This is a genomic window from Candidimonas nitroreducens, from assembly GCF_002209565.1.
Taxonomy (GTDB): Bacteria; Pseudomonadota; Gammaproteobacteria; order Burkholderiales; family Burkholderiaceae_B; genus Candidimonas; species Candidimonas nitroreducens.
Genome location: NZ_NJIH01000002.1, coordinates 100,997 through 117,370, shown reverse-complemented (window position 1 = coordinate 117,370; position 16,374 = coordinate 100,997). Strand labels below are relative to the sequence as shown.

The following is a 16,374-nucleotide window of genomic DNA, read 5'->3' as shown; positions in this document are numbered from 1 at the left end:
GAGCGAGATGGGTGTGATGCGGGCCAGTGAGCCCCGGAAGAGCCGTCAGGTGCTGGAGTCAGCGCCGAGGTCGGGATTGGTCTCTCCGTCGGTGCCCTTGTTAGTGTCGGCTGTTGGAGAGAAACCATCGACAGTCGGGTGGGATGTGAAGCCATCCGGGGTGCCTTCATGTTGGGCATCAGCCGCCGTGTGGTCTGCCTGATCAATGATGGGCTTCGCTTGCTCCGGCAGTTGCTTCAGCGCAGGCACCTGAATGCCCGCCTGGGCCAAGACCTTGCGAACATACCCGTTGACAAAGCCTCGACTGAAATTGCCCGTGTTGTAGCAAGACAGCGCGGCTCGCAGGGCTCGCTGCGGATCCTTGCGGGCGGCCAGAGCATGGGCATAGCAGACAGACAGCACGGTCTGGGACGCAGCCAGATTCTTGCAGGGATCAAAGACAGTTGTGCTGTCTAGCCCCAGCCATGCCCAATTACGGACATTGATCTGACCCAGCCCCGCATCGAAATCAACCCCTCGGGCGATCAGGCTTTGTGCTGCCTGTTGGGCTTGCTTCAGGTTGACCGGTTGATGAGACAACGAGTGGCCTTTGCGATTGACCCCGATGGAATACCGACGTGCGCCGGATTCATGGCGGATCAGGGCATCGAGCGTGATTGGGTGAATGTTCGGGGCGCAGGTCAAGGCTAGCGCAGCCAATTCAGCGATCATGGGCCGTCACCTCCAAAGGCCGCACTTCGTTGCCTGGGGTCGGACATCGAGAAGTTCCAGCCCAGGGCCCATTGGCCACTATGATCGGCGTCCCAGCGAGCCTGGGCGGCCTCGTAGTCTTCGGCCTTGACCCAGCGCCCGCCCATCACGGGCCTGCCCACATAGCGGACAGACAGTTCATAGGTCCAGTCGTGATCGTTGTAGGCCACGCACCAGGTCGGTAATTGGGTGAGCGTCACTGTGGGTAGCGCTTGAACCTCGTAGAGCGGCTCCTGAGTACCTGTGGCAGCGTCGTAGCGATAGCCACGCTTGCGCCATTTGTAGGCGGTATCGGCATAGCTGCGATTCAGGTAATCGGCATCGCACTTGCCTGCACCATGCGAGATAGCCTCCACCCGCTCGGTCATGCCGGGATCAGTTGCAGATGGGCACTGACCCAGGAATGAGCGGCGGGCGGCAACGGTCGCATCCCAGTCCAGGCCGTGGTGGTTGAATCGCTTGATGCCGAAATAGTGCTCCAGCGACGGGCTGCATTCTCCAGGCCGTAGACTGGAGGACAGGCACAGTGTGGCTTCGCAGGCCAGGCGCGGCGTGCCCGTCAGTAGACCCGTGGTGTCAGCAGCATGGGCGGCAGGGGTCAGAGCGCAGGCGAGCGCCAACGCCTCAGCCCGCAAAGCGGGAAGGATTTGCATGGAGAGTCTCCGGGGAAGGGAAAGAGAGAAAAGCAGGTGGCCGCAATTGGGCCGGGGATGGGTCAGCGCAAGCGCTGCAAGTTCTGTTGTGCCAGGTCGATTTGTTCGGGCTTGGCCATGACACGCACTAGATGAACGGTTTCCACAGCAGCCATGCGGGTGTCGCGTAGCTGGCCCAGGTCGGCCACGATCTTTCGCAGTAACGTCAACTCTTCCTGCAGTGTGTCGTCAGCCGCCAGGCGGCGACGGACATAGTTGGACAGTGACAGCCCCGACAGGGCGGCGGCCTCACCCAGGCGCGCAGCATGGGATGGGGTCACCCGGATGCGGATAACCTCGGAGAGGGGTTCGTTCATGATGGCTCCTCGGTGGGGTCAGCCCATACGGCGGGTGGGCGTTGGTGACCGTTTTGGTTACTGCCAAATCTGGAGTTGATCCCATTGCGGCGGAAAGCCCATGGCCCGAGTGGGCGGGCTGTGCTGCTCAAACAAGGCCTTTAGCCGACGCCTCCAACTGTGGCGCGGGGCTACGATGTCCATGCAATGCAGCAGGATCGTCAGTGTGTTGTATAGCCGGCGTGACCCTGGCTGGAATTGGTGTTGCAGACTCAGCGGTTTCGTCTTTGGAATTAGTGGAGTAACGGTGAATTCCCGGTTCCATAGGCGACCGTGGTGTGCACATGTGTTCCGTACCGTCGTTAAATGGTGTAGCCAGGAACCCAGAACCCTCTCATTGACGCCGTAGACGGAAGCGATGGCGCTGCGAGTTGGCATGGGCTTGAGATTGCCGTACCAGCGCGAGAGCAGTCCAAGCGACATGATCTCGCATACCGCCCAGGCGGGGGGTAGCTTCTCTGAGTACGTTTTCAGCAGATGTCTAATGAAAATTTCATCGGATCTTTGGACTTCCTTTTCGAGCTTAGCAAGATCAGATTCCCAGCGACCTCGGTTTGCTGCCAGGCCAGCATCCAGGTAGGCGTGGGGGCCGTGTCGGCGGGACATTTGATACGCCCATTGGCTTCGGATTGAAACCTCGATGCGTTCTATCGCGTCAAGTACCAACAGACGTAGATTGCGATCGAATAGGTATAGATTGAGGGCGTCTGCAAATCGGGTTCCGGGGACAAATGCGTGTGGCGCGTGGGTGGCCTCGAAGGGCAACCAGTAGGCGCTTAGCCTGTAGTAGTTCAGGTGCTGCAGGTAGAATTCTGCCGACGCACGATCATCGATACGCATCCCACGTCGTTCGAGGATGGCCACCTGCTCGGCATAGCTTGTCGCGGGCTTGGCAAAGGAGTGGTCGTGTTGGCGTGTCATTGCGAGCCCGTCCGTGTTCTACTTGTTGTTTCTCGGGCCAGAAATGAGTAACCCGCCGGTTTGAGGGTGCACTTTCGTACATAGCCTTGGCGGGTCTTGTCGCTGCCAATTATACACATCACGCGCGACGAAAGAAAGCTCAATTTGGGTCTCATACTCGGGTTCCTGCGGTTTTTTTCAACTGTATGATGTTGCTGATCGTGGGCGCGGAGGCTTGCGGGGATGGTGCCCCTGTCTCGCAGGCAACCAGAAACTCCGCCCACATAGCCAGCGCTTGCCGCCGTTCGGGGATTTCTTCACGGACATCGTAGATGGCCTCCATACCCTTGAGCGTATGGTTCAGTGCGATTTCCGAAATTTCTCTGGAAACGCCCATGTTCCGCAGGTGTCCCTTGGCGGTTGAGCGGGTGTCATGCGGCGTGAATTGGCGGATAGGAATGTCCTGTCGGTCAAAGGCACGTCTAAAGGCCGCCCAAAGGGTGGTGGCTCCCACATGGGTGTCTCCTTGTTGGTTGCGCCGCCGCCGTTCCTGGCGGGCGGGGAGCAGGTAGATGGATTCGCCGGACAGGTTGATCAGCATCTGAAACCATGAAGCGACGGTAGGGGCGATAGGAACGAGGAATCCTTTTCTCGTCTTGACCGACTCGTCGGGAATCCACCAGACCCTGCGATCCAGGAACAGGTGCTCCTTCTTGGCCCTAGCCAGTTCGATGCCACGTACGCAGGTGGCGAGCAAGATACGAAAGGCTAGTGCGTTCTCGATGCCGATGATGTCGATATCCGGCAGCAGGATTCTGAGCTCGTCTTCTTGCAACATGACGCGTTGGCGAACCTGAGGGCGTGGCCCCATAATGGCTGACAATCGGATGCCCGTGCAGGGGTTCGCTGGAATTAGAATTTGGCCGCAGGCGTGATCGAAGACCATAGATGTGGATGTCAGAATGCGCTTGCTGATGGTCCAGGTGCGGTTTGCCGCCACCAGCATTTCTACGATGTCTATCGCTGTAACGGTGGAGGCTGGACGGGAGCCAAGATGTGGCAGGACGACTTGTTCGTAGTCAGCCTTTCGGTATTCGATTGTTGTTGCTGCGTAGTGCGGCTCGACCAGAACCTTGTCCTGATAGTCCTGCACGAGTTCACGGATGGTCCAATCTAATCGAAATCGTGTTTTCTCGATCTGCTTGGCGATGACAGGATCGTCACCAGCATCAATGGCTGCACGGTGTTTCGCAGCGAGTGTCCTGGCGTCTCGCAATGAGATGTCGGGATAGTTGCCAATCGTGAGTTCGCGCCGCACGGCCTGGCCGTTGTGACGAGTGCCTAGGCGGTAGCGCAGTACCCATGTCGCAGTACCAGAACTGGAAAGGGTGAAAGTCAACCCGTCTCCATCTGAGCGGGCTACAGGTTTGCGTTGAGCCACCCAGTTGCGAAGCTGGATGTCGTTGAGTTTATTCGTTGATTTTGCCAAGACTGCCCCTGGCTAGGCGGTCCTGGGTAGCTAGCGTGTGGAATTGCCGCTAGCTACCCACCTAGCTACCCAGTGCGGGTGTGATGTCAGGGGACATCATGGCATGCTCAGAAACTGATATTCAAGACGTTATTGTGTGATATCAGCATGTTAGGAACGTATTGGTGCAACTTGAGACACTAATCCGAAGTGCAGGTGGCGAGTTTCATGAGATTGATAATAGCTTTATTAATCAAATATTTATCACATCACCACAAGCTGAATTTTCGGTCTAGCTACCCACCTAGCTACCCAATTTGGGCCTGGTGGGCGATTTTCTTCGTGTTGCGTGAATGCGGCTATGGTATCAGCACTGTGCTTTGCCGCCAGCGGCCCGGATGAGGCCTGGATCCCTGGCATTACCCTACAAGAGCCAGTCGATCGGTAGCAGGGCTGCCACTGCAACACCGGCTCGGCGCCACAGGCTGGCGCCTGGCTCGTGGCGGTGCACGACCGTTGCCGAGCCGGCGTGCTCGAGCCATTCAAGTTTTCCGTCCCGGCCGATCTGCACCTGATAGGCATGGGTCGCAAGCAGCTTGTCGAGACTGTCGGTGATCCGGCCCGCCAGATCGGGGCTTTCGATCACGAATCCCATCTCAGTATTGAGCTTTCGGGAGCGCGGGTCGAAGTTGAAGGAGCCGATGAATACGCGCTGGCGATCGATGCTGAACACCTTGGCGTGCAGGCTGGAGCCCGACCCTCCAGTCAAGCCTCTGTCGCGGATCTTGGGGATGGAGGCCATGTGCTTCAATTCGAAAAGGGCGCTACCTGCTGCCAGCAGCGGCTTGCGCCGCTTGGCGTAGCCGGCATGAACCGCGATCACGTCGGTGGCCTCCAGCGAGTTGGTCAGCAGCGTGACCTTCACGCCTTTTTGTACGAATGCGGCAAACGCTTCGACCCCCGTCTGGGTTGGCACGAGATAAGGCGAGACCAGTTCCAGTTCCTTGGCGGGGTTGCCTAAAATCGCCTGCAGCCTGGGCCAGAGCAAGGTGTGGCGCGGCGCATTGCCCAGGCCTTTGTCCGGATTGTCGCTCACGAGCGATATGGCAGCCCATTCGAAGCGCAAGCGGCCGGCCAGCAGATCGCGTACGAACGACTGCCCGGCGATGGCCTCGGTGTAGGCACGGGCCTGCGGCCTGCCGGCCACCTGGCTGACGGACGAGAGCGCGGCGATTGCCGCCCTGCGCGGCTTGCGTACAAGCTGCTCTGCAGGCCGGGAAGAGCCGCTCGTCCAATAGCGTTCGAAGTCGTGCGCCACGTCTTCCACTACCGGGCCGATTGCCATGATGTCGAGATCAATGAAGAGGGCGTTGTTGCCGGCTTCGAAGTATTCGTCGCCGATGTTGCGCCCGCCCACGATGGTGACCTGGCGATCCGCGGTGAACGACTTGTTGTGCATGCGCCGGTTCAGGCGTGCGAAGTCGGTCAGATAGCCCAGCGCCCGCCAGCGGCGTACGGTAAAGGCGTTGAACAGCCTTACCTCGATATTCGGATGGGCGTTCAGCCCGGCGATGATCGCATCCAGCCCCACCGTGTTGTTGTCGTCGAGCAGCAGCCGCACGCGTACGCCGCGCTCGGCCGCGCGCCGCAGGGCGTCGAAGAGCAGCAGGCCCGTCATGTCGCCGTGCCAGATGTAGTACTGCGCATCCAGAAAGGATTCGGCCGCATCGGCGAGCGCGACGCGTGCCGCGAAGGCCGCACGCCCATCGGACAGCGGGGTGAACCCCGATTCCGCAGCGTGCACCCGATGCAGCGGCATGACCGACCGCGCGAGACTGGTTTCATCCGTTGCGCCCGAAGCCGCAGCATGGTGGGCGGGCGCCGTGGCGTTTTGGGCCTCTGCGCGATGGCGGCCATGCAAGAGCGCCCGGCCCGCCGCCCTCATCGTGGCCCGGAAGCGAGTCCTGGAGAGAAGCATGGACGCGATCTCCTCCTCATGTCATGGTCATTATTTGGCTAGGATAGAGGATAAGGCAGATTCGGACAGCGGCGCAGCTTGGCTGCATGGCGCCGGGTGGGCGCGTCATAGAGCCATGTGTAAAAAGCTATTGCATGCCTATGCGCGCCGGGGCGGGTTTGCTACAGTGAAAACAGCCGAAGATCGATCGTCGCACTGACTCTCTGACGGGAGGTCGACATCATGGCGAAGTTTCCTCTTACAGGCAGCGAAAGAGCCCAGATGGCGGGCGCGCGCTGCACGGGTGCCGCCGATCCTGGTGCGCGCCTCGAAGCCCTCGTAATACTGCGCCGCAGGAACCAGGACGAGTTGCGCCGCATGGCCGGCGAGCTGGCCGCGGGTCGGGCCGTGCCCGGCGTGCCGCTTACGCGCGCGCAGTTCGCGCGCCGGTTCGGAGCCGCCCAGCGAGACATCGCCGCCGTCGCCAAGTTCGCGCGCGAGTGCGGGCTGGACGTGCTGCGCAACGATGCCGCCATGGGCGCCGTGGTGCTGTCCGGCACGGTGGGGCAGTTCAACGCGGCCTTCGACGTCGACCTGCAAGGCTATGCCTATGGGCACGAGCATTACCGCGGCCATGCGGGCCCGCTGCAGCTGCCGCAGCCATTGCAGGACAGGGTCGCCGCGGTGGTCGGGCTCGACAGCCGGCCGCAGGCGCGCCCGCACTTCCGCTTGCGGCCGCCCGTGCGGCTGGCGCCGCACACGGCGCGCGAGTCCTATCTTCCATCGCAAGTCGCGCAAATCTATCGCTACCCGGCGGGCACCGGCAAGGGCCAGTGCATAGGCCTGATCGAGCTGGGCGGAGGCTACGGCGCGAGCGATGCCGAGGCTTATTTTTCCGCGCAGGGCCTGGCGCTGCCGCAAATCACGGTGATCTCGGTGGACGGCTCGCCGCATGCACCCACCGGCGAGCCGGGCGGGCCCGATGGCGAGGTCATGCTGGACGTCGAAATTGCCGGCTCGCTCGCGCCCGAGGCCAGGCTCGTGCTGTATTTCGCGGCAAACAGTGATGCCGGCTTCATCCAGGCCTTGAGCCGGGCCGTCCATGACGATACTCATAAGCCTGCGGTGATTTCCATCAGCTGGGGCGGGCCGGAATCGGCATGGTCGAAGCAGTCGACCGACGCCCTGGATCGCGTCCTGCAGGCCGCCGCTGTAATGGGCGTGACGGTGTGCGCGGCCAGCGGCGACAGCGGCGCGGGCGACGGCGTGCAGGACGGCGCCAACCACGTGGACTTCCCGGCTTCCAGCCCCTATGCGCTGGCCTGCGGCGGAACCAGCCTGCGGGCCGGCGGCGGGCACCCGGAAGTGGCATGGAACGACGGCAGGCAGGGCGGAGCGAGCGGCGGCGGTGTAAGCAATCTGTTCGAGCTGCCCGCCTGGCAGGCAAAGCTGACGGTGCACGGCGCCGGCGCGGCGACGGCGCTGGCGCGCCGCGGCGTGCCCGATGTCGCGGGCAATGCCGACCCCATGACCGGCTACCGGGTGCGGGTGGACGGTGCCGACGAGGTGGTGGGGGGCACCAGCGCGGTGGCGCCCTTGTGGGCCGCGCTGCTCGCGCGCTGCGATGCCGCGACCGGCAGGCCTGCGGGCTACGTCAACGCAGTGCTGTACGGGCGGCCGGCGGCGTTCAACGACATCACGCAAGGGAACAACGGCTATTTCGCGGCCGCCAGGGGCTGGGACGCCTGCACCGGCCTGGGCAGTCCGGACGGCACGGAAGTCGCCGCGGCCCTGCGCGAGGCCGCGGCCGGCAGGCAGGCCCGGCAAGGCGCCCGCGTCCCCGCCGCGGCAGGCGCCGGGCGCGGCGGCGCGCAAAGCAATGCGAAAGACAGCGCGGAAGACGGCGTGAAAGACGGCGTACGGCACAAGGCGCGGGGCACGGCGCGGGACAAGATCCAGCAAGCCGGCGCACGCGGCGACAGGCCGTGTTTCGACCCTGTCGCCTACGGCAACGGCCCGGACGATGCGGTCGACGATACCAGCGAGAATGCGGCTGTTACGCATCACCACGTCGAGCTGGGCGGGCGCGTGTATGCCTACACGGCCACGGCCGGCCACATGGTGGCGGTGGATCCCGGCAGCTCGCGGCCCAGCGCCCGGATCTTTTACGTCGCTTTCACCCTGGACGGCGCCCACCCCGAACAGCGCGCCGTCACGTTCTTCTACAACGGCGGCCCGGGCTCTTCATCGGTCTTTGTGCTGCTGGGATCGTTCGCGCCCCGGCGCATCAAGACCCGCATGCCGGGATTCACGCCGCCGGCGCCTTATGCCATGGAGGACAATTCCGACAGCCTGCTGGACAGAAGCGACCTGGTCTTCATCAACCCGGTGGGCACCGGCTATTCGGCCGCCATCGCGCCATGGAAGAACCGGGACTTCTGGGGTGTGGATCAGGACGCCGCATCGCTCAAGCAGTTCATCAAGCGCTACCTGACCGCCAACGGGCGCTGGAACTCGCCCAAATTCTTGTACGGCGAGTCGTACGGCACGGCGCGCAGCGCCGTCCTGTCGTACGCCCTGCACGAAGACGGCGTGGATCTCAACGGCGTTACCCTCCAGTCTTCGATACTGGACTACACCCAGTCCGGCAATCCCGTCGGGGTGCTGCCGACCGCGGCGGCCGACGCCTGGTACCACAAGAAGTCGGGCGTACGTCCACGGCCGCGCGGCCTGGATGCCTACTTGCGCAAGGTGTGCGCGTTCGCGCAGGATCGCTATGCGGCCGCGCTGCGGCAGTTGCCCAGGATCGATCCCGCGATACTGGATGCTTTGTGCGCCTACACCGGCATGGATGCCGCTACGCTGCGCGCCTGGCACCTGGATCTGGCGGCCAGCGATGCGCAGGGCAGGTCGCTTTTCCTGCTGGGCCTGCTCAAGAGCCAGGGGCTGGCGCTGGGCGCCTACGACGGGCGCGTGAGCGCGATCGACACCGGTATCGCGGCGCAGATATCGCCCAATTCGGGCGGCAACGACCCGGCCATGACGGCGGTGTCGGGCGTGTACACCGCCATGTGGCACAGCTATCTGAACCAGGATCTGAAATTCACCTCGAATTCGGCCTTCACGGATCTGAACGACCAGGCGTTCCAGCACTGGGATTTCGGCCACATCGATCCTACCGGCGCCCAGAAGGGCTTGAACGACAAGGGCGAGGTGGTGCTTTACACGGCAGGCGATCTCGCCGCGGCGATGAGCCTGAATGTGGATCTGCGCGTGTTGTCGGTCAACGGCTACTACGATTTCGTCACGCCGTTCTACCAGACGGTGTGCGACCTGCGGGACATGCCGCTGGCCAACGCCGCCGTGCGCCGCAATCTCGACGTGCGCTTTTATCCCTCGGGGCACATGGTGTACCTGGACGGCGCCTCGCGCACCGCGCTCAAGGCCGCGCTGGCACAGATGTACGACGCGGCGCTGGCCGACCACCCGGCGGTGGCGCGGATCCGGGCCCTGCAGGCGGCCGCCGGGCCCTGACGCGGCTGGGCCGTGGAAAACGGGGCCTGGGCCGGCCATGGCTTGGGGGCCGCGGGACATGGCCGCGAGGCTTCAGGCTGCGGCCGCAAGCCGCCTCAGAAGCGTACCGAGGCGTTCAGGCTGATACTGCGCGGATCGCCGGGCTTGATGTAGTTGTCGTACTGGTATTCCCAGTAGGCCTTGTCGGCCAGATTGTTCACCGCCAGCCGGAAGGTGGTGTCGTGCCCGGCGATGCGCGTGTCGTAGCTGGCGCCCAGGTTGAATACCGTGTACGAGGGCAGCTTCAGGTCGCCCGCGGGGCGCAGGGTGGTGCTGCCGGTGTACTTGGCGTCGGCGCGCAGGGTCAGGCCCTCGATCTGCGGCACGCTGTAGGACACTTGCGCCGCGGCGACGAAGTGCGGTGCGCCCGAGACGCGCTCGCCGTCGTAGCTCGAGCCCTTGCCGTAGCTGGCCTTCAGCAGCATGATGTTGCCGCCCACGCGCCAGTTCGAACCCAGCAGCGTCGAGGCGCCCAGCTCCATGCCCTGGTAGACGGAAAGGCCGTTCTGCACCAGCACGTTTTCGCTGTTGGCGTACTGCGCGCCGCGCTCGATGCGGAACAGCGCCGCGGTGGCGGCCCAGCGCTGCTGCTCGGTCTTGATGCCGAATTCGTATTGCTTGCTGACCAGCGGGTTGAGCATCTGGCCGCCGTTGGCGTAGATGTCGTCCACCGTCGCACCCTGTTCCAGGGACTCGATGTAGCTGGCATACAGCATGGTGCGCGGCTGCAGCTTGTACATCAGGGCCACGGTGGGCGTGACCACGCCGTTTTGCTCGTAGCGTGCGGTGACGCTGCCGGCCGGCGTGTAGCTTTGCTGGCGATAGTTGGTATAGCGCAGGCCGCCCAGTATCGACCAGCGCTCGGTCAGATCTATGGTGTCGCTGGCGAACAAGGCCTGTTGCACGATGTCGCTGTCTTGGTAGACACCGTAATCGCCGCTGCTGTAGTAGGCGTTGGTATTCTGCGCCCAGAGCGAGCCGGTGCCGATCTGGCTGTAGAAGCTGCTGGCGCTGTAGTTGTTCACCTGCTTTTGCCACGAGGCACCCGCCACTACGTGGTGCTTCAGGCTGCCGGTGGCGAACTTGCCTTCGAGCATGGCTTGCCACTGGTTGAACTGGTGGCTTTCCCGGGTGTCCGAACGATAGTCGTCGTAATCGCCGTTGACATCGGTCAGGTAAAGAATGCCTTCGTTGCGCGCACGCGAGGCCTTGCTGTAGCTGAAGTCGGTGCTCAGCGTCCAGTCGGGCGCGAGCCGGTACTTCAGGCCGGTGGAATAGAACTGGAAATTCGTGTCCAGGTGCTGGCCCGGGCCCAGCAGGCGCTGGTCGGTGTCGCGCAGCGGCGCGGGCAGGCTGGAATCGGTGTACAAGCCGGTATAGATGGAAGGCTCCTGGCCGCGGGTCTTGCGATCCTGGTAAATGGATTCGAAATCCCAGGTCAGCGCGTCGCTCAGGCGCGCGTCCAGCGCCAGTGAAAACGAATTGCGATAAAGCGAACCGTCGTTATAGGTGCGGCCTTCCTCATGGGTGGCATTGAGGCGGTAGCCGAATGCGCCGTTGCTGCCCGCGCGTCCGCCGATGTCGGCGTGTTCGCTCAGGATGCTGTTCGAGTGATAGCCGATGTCGAGGCTGCGCAGCGGCTCGTCGGTGGGCTTCTTGGTGACGTAATTCACCAGGCCGCCGGGCGATCCGAAGCCGTACATGAAGCCCGACGAGCCTTTGAGCAGGTCGATCTGCTGGAATTGCTCGTAGGGCAGGACAATGGCGTAGCTCAGGAAGGGCTTGCCGTCTATGCGATAGGCGTTCTGCCAGTCCAGGGGCAGCCCGCGCACGGTGATGTAGCTGGCCCAGCTGCTGTAGGCGCCGCTGTTGTCGGTAACCGAAGCGTCCTCGGCGAACACGTCGCCCAGCTTCGTCACCTGGCGATCCTTCAGGTCGGAGCTGCTCACGACCGTCGTGGAGTAGGGCGTTTCCAGTTGCGAACGATCGCCCAGCGCGCCGCTTTCAACCTTGTCGCGCAGGTGCAGCGGCATGCTGTCTTCACGTGAACCTTGCACGCTGACGGCGGGCAGCAGCGCCACGCCGGCGCCGGCCGCGGTATCGCTTGCGGGCGAGGCCGCCGTATCGGCTGCGCCCGCGCACATCGGTACGCCGGCGCCCAGCGCCAGCAACAGCATCCAGCGCAGCGCCTGGCGGGCCTGCGGCGCATGGCCGTCGCGGGTGGGTTTTATCGGATATGCAACGTCCGGTTCACTGTTCAACTTTGTTTCCTTTTGGCCTGTTTGTCGCGTAGCTGTTTGTCGTGTAGTCAGGGAAGCTGTTTTCACAAAACTCGGAATATTATTCTTAATGATAATGATTTTCAATAATGAATTTATCGGCACTAAGGCCTTGGCGAGCCGGCCCGAGCCGCGCCGCCGGCCGTCGCGCGGCTGTGGCGCTACAGCAATATGGCCTTGAAAAACAGGGGCTTGCGGGACGCTTTTCAGCTTTCTTAAAGACGGCGCATGCGATAATGCTCGGCTATCATGAAAAAACGCATTGGCAAGTCTGTGACCACAAACACTCCCGGCGACACTACAGAAGCGGCCCGCACCGGCGTACGAGAAGAGGGCAGCACCGACGGCCTGCCGGTTGCGCCCGAGCTCAGCCTGAGCCTGGATGCGGCGCGCATGCCGCTGCGCTCCACCCTGATCGATCGGCGTGTTCTGCGCATCATCGGCATTTCCCTGTTGCTGGGGGTCGCCGCGGCCGTGGTGGCCAAGGTTCTCATGGTGCTGATCGGCCTGATCACCAATCTCAGCTTCTATGGCCGCTGGTCGACAGACTTTTCTTCCCCTGCCGATGCGGTGTCCCATCTGGGCCTGTGGGTGATACTGGTGCCGGTCGTGGGCGGCCTGATTGCCGGCTTCATGGCGCGCTGGGGTTCGCGGGCCATACGCGGGCACGGCATCCCGGAGGCCATGGAGCAAGTACTGCTCAACGAATCGCGCATTCCCACGCGCATTACGTTTCTCAAGCCCATCTCTTCGGCCATCGTCATCGGCACGGGCGGCCCGTTCGGCGCGGAAGGGCCGATCATCGCCACCGGCGGGGCGCTCGGCTCGCTGATCGGGCAGCTGCTCAAGGTCACGGCCAGCGAGCGCAAGGTGCTGCTGGCGGCCGGGGCCGCGGCGGGCATGGCGGCCGTGTTCTCGGCGCCGATCTCGGCGGTGGCGCTGGCGGTGGAACTGCTGTTGTTCGAACTGCGCGCGCGTTCCTTGATTCCGGTGGCGCTGGCCTGCGTGACGGCCACCGGGGTGCGCTATCTGCTGATCGGATCCACCCCTGTGTTCCTGATGGATCACCTGGCCGCGCCGGGCGGCGAGGCCTTGATCGCCTATGTGCTTATAGGCGCCATCATCGGGCTGGTCAGTGTCGGGGTCACCCATTTGGTCTATGGCATCGAAGACGTATTCGAGCGCCTGCCCGTGCACTGGATGTGGTGGCCGGCCATCGGTGCCGTGGTGGTGGGCGTGGTCGGCTACTTTGCGCCGCTGACGCTGGGCGTGGGCTATACCAATATCGACGACATTCTCAACGGCCGCCTCGCGCTCGGTGCACTGGGCTACCTGTGCGTGATGAAATTCATTTCCTGGTCCATTTGCCTGGGCAGCGGCACTTCGGGCGGGACGCTGGCGCCCTTGTTCACGATCGGCGGGGCGCTGGGCGCCATCATGGGCATGCTGCTGGCCACCTACCTGCCTTCGCTGGGCGTGGATCCGCGCATCGCGGCGCTGGTCGGCATGGCGGCGATCTTCGCCGGCGCTTCGCGCGCCCTGATCACCACCGTGGTCTTCGCCTTCGAGACCACCGCGCAGCCTTTCGGCCTGCTGCCGCTGCTGGGCGCCTGCACCGCCGCCTATCTGGTTTCGGCGGTATTCATGCGCAATACCATCATGACCGAAAAGATCGCGCGGCGCGGGGTGCGCGTGCCCTCGGAATACAAGGCCGACTACCTCGAGCGCGTGCTGGTGCGCGATATGTGCGAGCACGACGTAGTGACCCTGCAGGCCGACCAGACCATCGGCGAGGTGCGCGACTGGATCGCCGGCGGCCGCCCGGCCGGCCAGCACCAGGGCTATCCCATCGTGGACGCGTCCGGGCGCGTGCTGGGGGTACTGACCCGGCGCACTTTCTTCGATCCGAAATGGTCGCCGGCGGCCACCCTGGGCGAGCTGATCGTGCGCCCGCCCGTGGTGATCACCATGGATCACACCCTGCGCGAGGCGGCCGATCACATGGTCATGGAAAATGTCGGCCGCCTGCTGGTGGTGGACAAGGGCGACACCTCCAAGCTGCTGGGCATGCTGACCCGCGGCGACCTGCTGTCGGCCCATGCGCGCCGCCTCAAGGAAGGCCGGCGCTTGCGCCGCCAGATCAATCTGAAGACGTACCGCCGCATGCGCGCGCGGCGCCGCCGCCAGACCCAGCACGCGACCTGAGGCAATGCGCGACGTGAGGCAGCGCCCGGCCCGCGAGGTTCCGGCGCTGCGGCGGCGCGCGATTGCTCGGGCTTGCCTGCCCAAATGGCTTAATATTGCGGTTGAATAGGGCTTGAGCACACGGGAGGATCCATGGAAGAAGTTCTGGTAATGGGCGCATGCCGCACGGCGGTGGGTGATTTCGGCGGCGGGCTCAAGAACGTGCCGCCTTGCGATCTGGGCGCCACGGTCGTCAGGGAAGTGCTGCGCCGCGCCGAAGTGGAAGGCGCGGACGTCGGGCATGTGGTGTTCGGCCATGTCATCAATACCGAGCCGCGCGACATGTACTTGTCGCGGGTGGCGGCGCTGAATGCCGGCCTGCCCCAGGAAACTCCCGCCTTCAATGTGAACCGGCTGTGCGGCTCGGGCCTGCAGGCCATCGTCTCGGCCGCCCAGGCGATACGGCTGGGCGACGCCAGCATCGCGATCGGCGCCGGCGCCGAGAGCATGAGCCGTGCGCCCTATATCGCCCCGGCGCAGCGCTGGGGCGCGCGCATGGGCGACAGCGTGCTGGTCGACATGATGACCGGGGCGCTGTCCGACCCGTTCGACAAGATGCACATGGGTGTCACGGCCGAGAATGTGGCGCGCAAGTACGGTGTGTCGCGCGCCGACCAGGATGCGCTGGCGCTGGCCTCGCATCAGCGGGCCGAGGCCGCCATCACGGCCGGCCGCTTCAAAGAGCAGATCGTGCCCGTCGTGCAGAAGACGCGCAAGGGCGAGGTGATCTTCGACCAGGACGAGCACGTGCGCATGGGCGCCACCGCCGAGAACTTCGCCGGGCTCAAGCCGGTGTTCGCCAAGGAAAACGGCACGGTGACCGCCGGCAATGCCTCGGGCCTGAATGACGGCGCCGCGGCGGTGCTGCTCATGAGCGCCTCGCGCGCCAAGGCCAGCAATGCCATGCCGATGGCGCGGCTGGTGGCCTACGCGCATGCCGGGGTCGACCCGAAATACATGGGCATCGGGCCGGTGCCGGCCACCCGCATGGTGCTGGAAAGAGCCGGCCTGAGCCTCGACCAGCTCGACGTGATCGAGGCCAACGAGGCCTTCGCGGCGCAGGCCTGCGCGGTCAGCAAAGAGCTTGGCCTGGATCCCGCCAAGGTCAACCCCAACGGCAGCGGCATCAGCCTGGGCCACCCCATAGGCGCCACCGGCGCCATCATCACGGTCAAGGCCCTGTACGAGCTGCAGCGGGTGGGCGGGCGCTATGCGCTGGTCACCATGTGCATAGGCGGCGGCCAGGGCATTGCGGCGATCTTCGAGCGCGTCTAATGGCAGCCTATCCGCGCACGGTCGGGCATGCGGCGCGCTAGTTCGCGCGCCGGCGCGCCCGCCGGCGACGAGCCTACGCTGTCGGAATCCGAGGGCATACGCTACCTGCACTTCGGCACTGAATGGATACAGGGGGCGATGCGCATCGCCAGGCCCTCGGAACTGGTGCTGGCCTACACACAGCAGATGATGGCCTGGCTGCTGTTCCTGGAACCCGGCGCGCGCGACCGCGTGGGCATTCTGGGGCTAGGCGCGGGCTCTTTGCTGCGCTATGTGCTGCGGCACACGCGCGCCGAGGCCGCGGTGGCCGAATGGAATCCGCGGGTCACCCAGGTGTGCCGCGCCTATTTCCGCTTGCACGACAGTCCGCGCCTGCGCATCGATCACGACGACGCGGCGCTTTGGCTCAAGCGCCCCGAGAATCTCGGCAGCTGCGCCGCACTGATGGTCGACCTGTACGATGCGCAGGCGCGCGGGCCGGTGCGCGATACGCTGGAGTTCTACCAGGATTGCCGTGCGGCGCTGGCCGAGGTCGGCGTGCTGACCGTGAATCTGTTCGGCAGCCACGAAAGCTTTCCGCGCAATCTGGCCAATATCCGCGAGGCCTTCGCGGGCAGGGTGCTGCAGTTGCCCGAAGTCGACGAGGGCAACCGCGTGGTGCTGGCCTTCAAGGGGCCGCTGCTGGACGTCAGCGTGCGGCAGTTTCTGGATCGCGCCGAGGCCGTGCAGTCGGACTATGGGCTGCCGGCGCTGCGCTGGGCGCGTTCTTTATTGGCGGGTGGCGCCGGCGCGCTGCAGGTATAGGCTGTGCCGGGGCCGTGGTTCGATGGCCTGTCTGGCGGCAAGCAGGGATATCCCTTGCGGCAGGCGTGCGGCTAAA

At 64.2% G+C, this 16,374-nt stretch carries 11 protein-coding genes and 1 pseudogene; 5 read left to right on the top strand and 7 right to left on the bottom strand.

Translation table 11 applies throughout. The features are described 5' to 3' along the window. Positions 1 to 45 precede the first annotated feature (45 nt). The 6 genes from CEY11_RS01950 to CEY11_RS01925 all read right to left on the bottom strand — a co-directional run bounded on the left by CEY11_RS01950 (position 46) and on the right by CEY11_RS01925 (position 6,144). A complete protein-coding gene (locus tag CEY11_RS01950) occupies positions 46 to 711 on the bottom strand; it encodes a lytic transglycosylase domain-containing protein (RefSeq protein WP_088601680.1) in 666 nt (221 codons plus the stop codon). Next, on the bottom strand, positions 708 to 1,403 hold the full coding sequence (locus CEY11_RS01945) for a TrbM/KikA/MpfK family conjugal transfer protein (RefSeq protein WP_088601679.1): 696 nt from the start codon (positions 1,401 to 1,403) through the stop codon (positions 708 to 710). Before CEY11_RS01945 ends, CEY11_RS01950 begins: the two co-directional genes overlap by 4 nt. Before the next feature lie 62 nt (positions 1,404 to 1,465). Further along, positions 1,466 to 1,759: a plasmid mobilization protein gene (locus CEY11_RS01940; protein ID WP_088601678.1), complete on the bottom strand. Its 294-nt coding sequence runs from the start codon at positions 1,757 to 1,759 to the stop codon at positions 1,466 to 1,468. 57 nt (positions 1,760 to 1,816) lie between these two features. Next, complete coding sequence (locus CEY11_RS01935) at positions 1,817 to 2,719, bottom strand: Abi family protein (protein WP_088601677.1); 903 nt, start codon at positions 2,717 to 2,719, stop codon at positions 1,817 to 1,819. Positions 2,720 to 2,870: 151 nt separating this feature from the next. Then, a complete protein-coding gene (locus tag CEY11_RS01930) occupies positions 2,871 to 4,187 on the bottom strand; it encodes a tyrosine-type recombinase/integrase (RefSeq protein WP_088601676.1) in 1,317 nt (438 codons plus the stop codon). Positions 4,188 to 4,590: 403 nt separating this feature from the next. Next, positions 4,591 to 6,144: a phospholipase D family protein gene (locus tag CEY11_RS01925; protein ID WP_088601675.1), complete on the bottom strand. Its 1,554-nt coding sequence runs from the start codon at positions 6,142 to 6,144 to the stop codon at positions 4,591 to 4,593. A gap of 222 nt (positions 6,145 to 6,366) precedes the next feature. Between CEY11_RS01925 and CEY11_RS26035 the strand changes: the two are divergent. Beyond that, positions 6,367 to 6,813: pseudogene (locus CEY11_RS26035) on the top strand (protease pro-enzyme activation domain-containing protein); the annotation flags it as partial. 1,215 nt (positions 6,814 to 8,028) lie between these two features. Next, positions 8,029 to 9,657, top strand: a complete 1,629-nt coding sequence (locus CEY11_RS26030; protein WP_408608096.1) for a S10 family peptidase — start codon at positions 8,029 to 8,031, stop codon at positions 9,655 to 9,657. 95 nt (positions 9,658 to 9,752) lie between these two features. Here CEY11_RS26030 and CEY11_RS01915 read toward each other — a convergent pair whose 3' ends face one another. Then, the gene (locus tag CEY11_RS01915; RefSeq protein WP_088602010.1) at positions 9,753 to 11,873 is read right to left on the bottom strand and encodes a TonB-dependent siderophore receptor; all 2,121 of its coding nucleotides are present in this window, start codon (positions 11,871 to 11,873) and stop codon (positions 9,753 to 9,755) included. A 351-nt stretch (positions 11,874 to 12,224) separates the two neighbouring features. Here CEY11_RS01915 and CEY11_RS01910 point away from each other — a divergent pair, with 351 nt between their 5' ends. From CEY11_RS01910 to CEY11_RS01900, 3 genes are all read left to right on the top strand, one after another. Then, positions 12,225 to 14,180, top strand: coding sequence for a chloride channel protein (locus tag CEY11_RS01910; RefSeq protein WP_198958814.1), 1,956 nt, complete (start codon positions 12,225 to 12,227; stop codon positions 14,178 to 14,180). A 132-nt stretch (positions 14,181 to 14,312) separates the two neighbouring features. Beyond that, the gene (locus CEY11_RS01905) at positions 14,313 to 15,494 is read left to right on the top strand and encodes an acetyl-CoA C-acyltransferase family protein (RefSeq protein WP_088601673.1); all 1,182 of its coding nucleotides are present in this window, start codon (positions 14,313 to 14,315) and stop codon (positions 15,492 to 15,494) included. Between the two features lie 27 nt (positions 15,495 to 15,521). Next, on the top strand, positions 15,522 to 16,298 hold the full coding sequence (locus CEY11_RS01900) for a spermine/spermidine synthase domain-containing protein (RefSeq protein ID WP_088601672.1): 777 nt from the start codon (positions 15,522 to 15,524) through the stop codon (positions 16,296 to 16,298). Positions 16,299 to 16,374 lie beyond the last annotated feature (76 nt).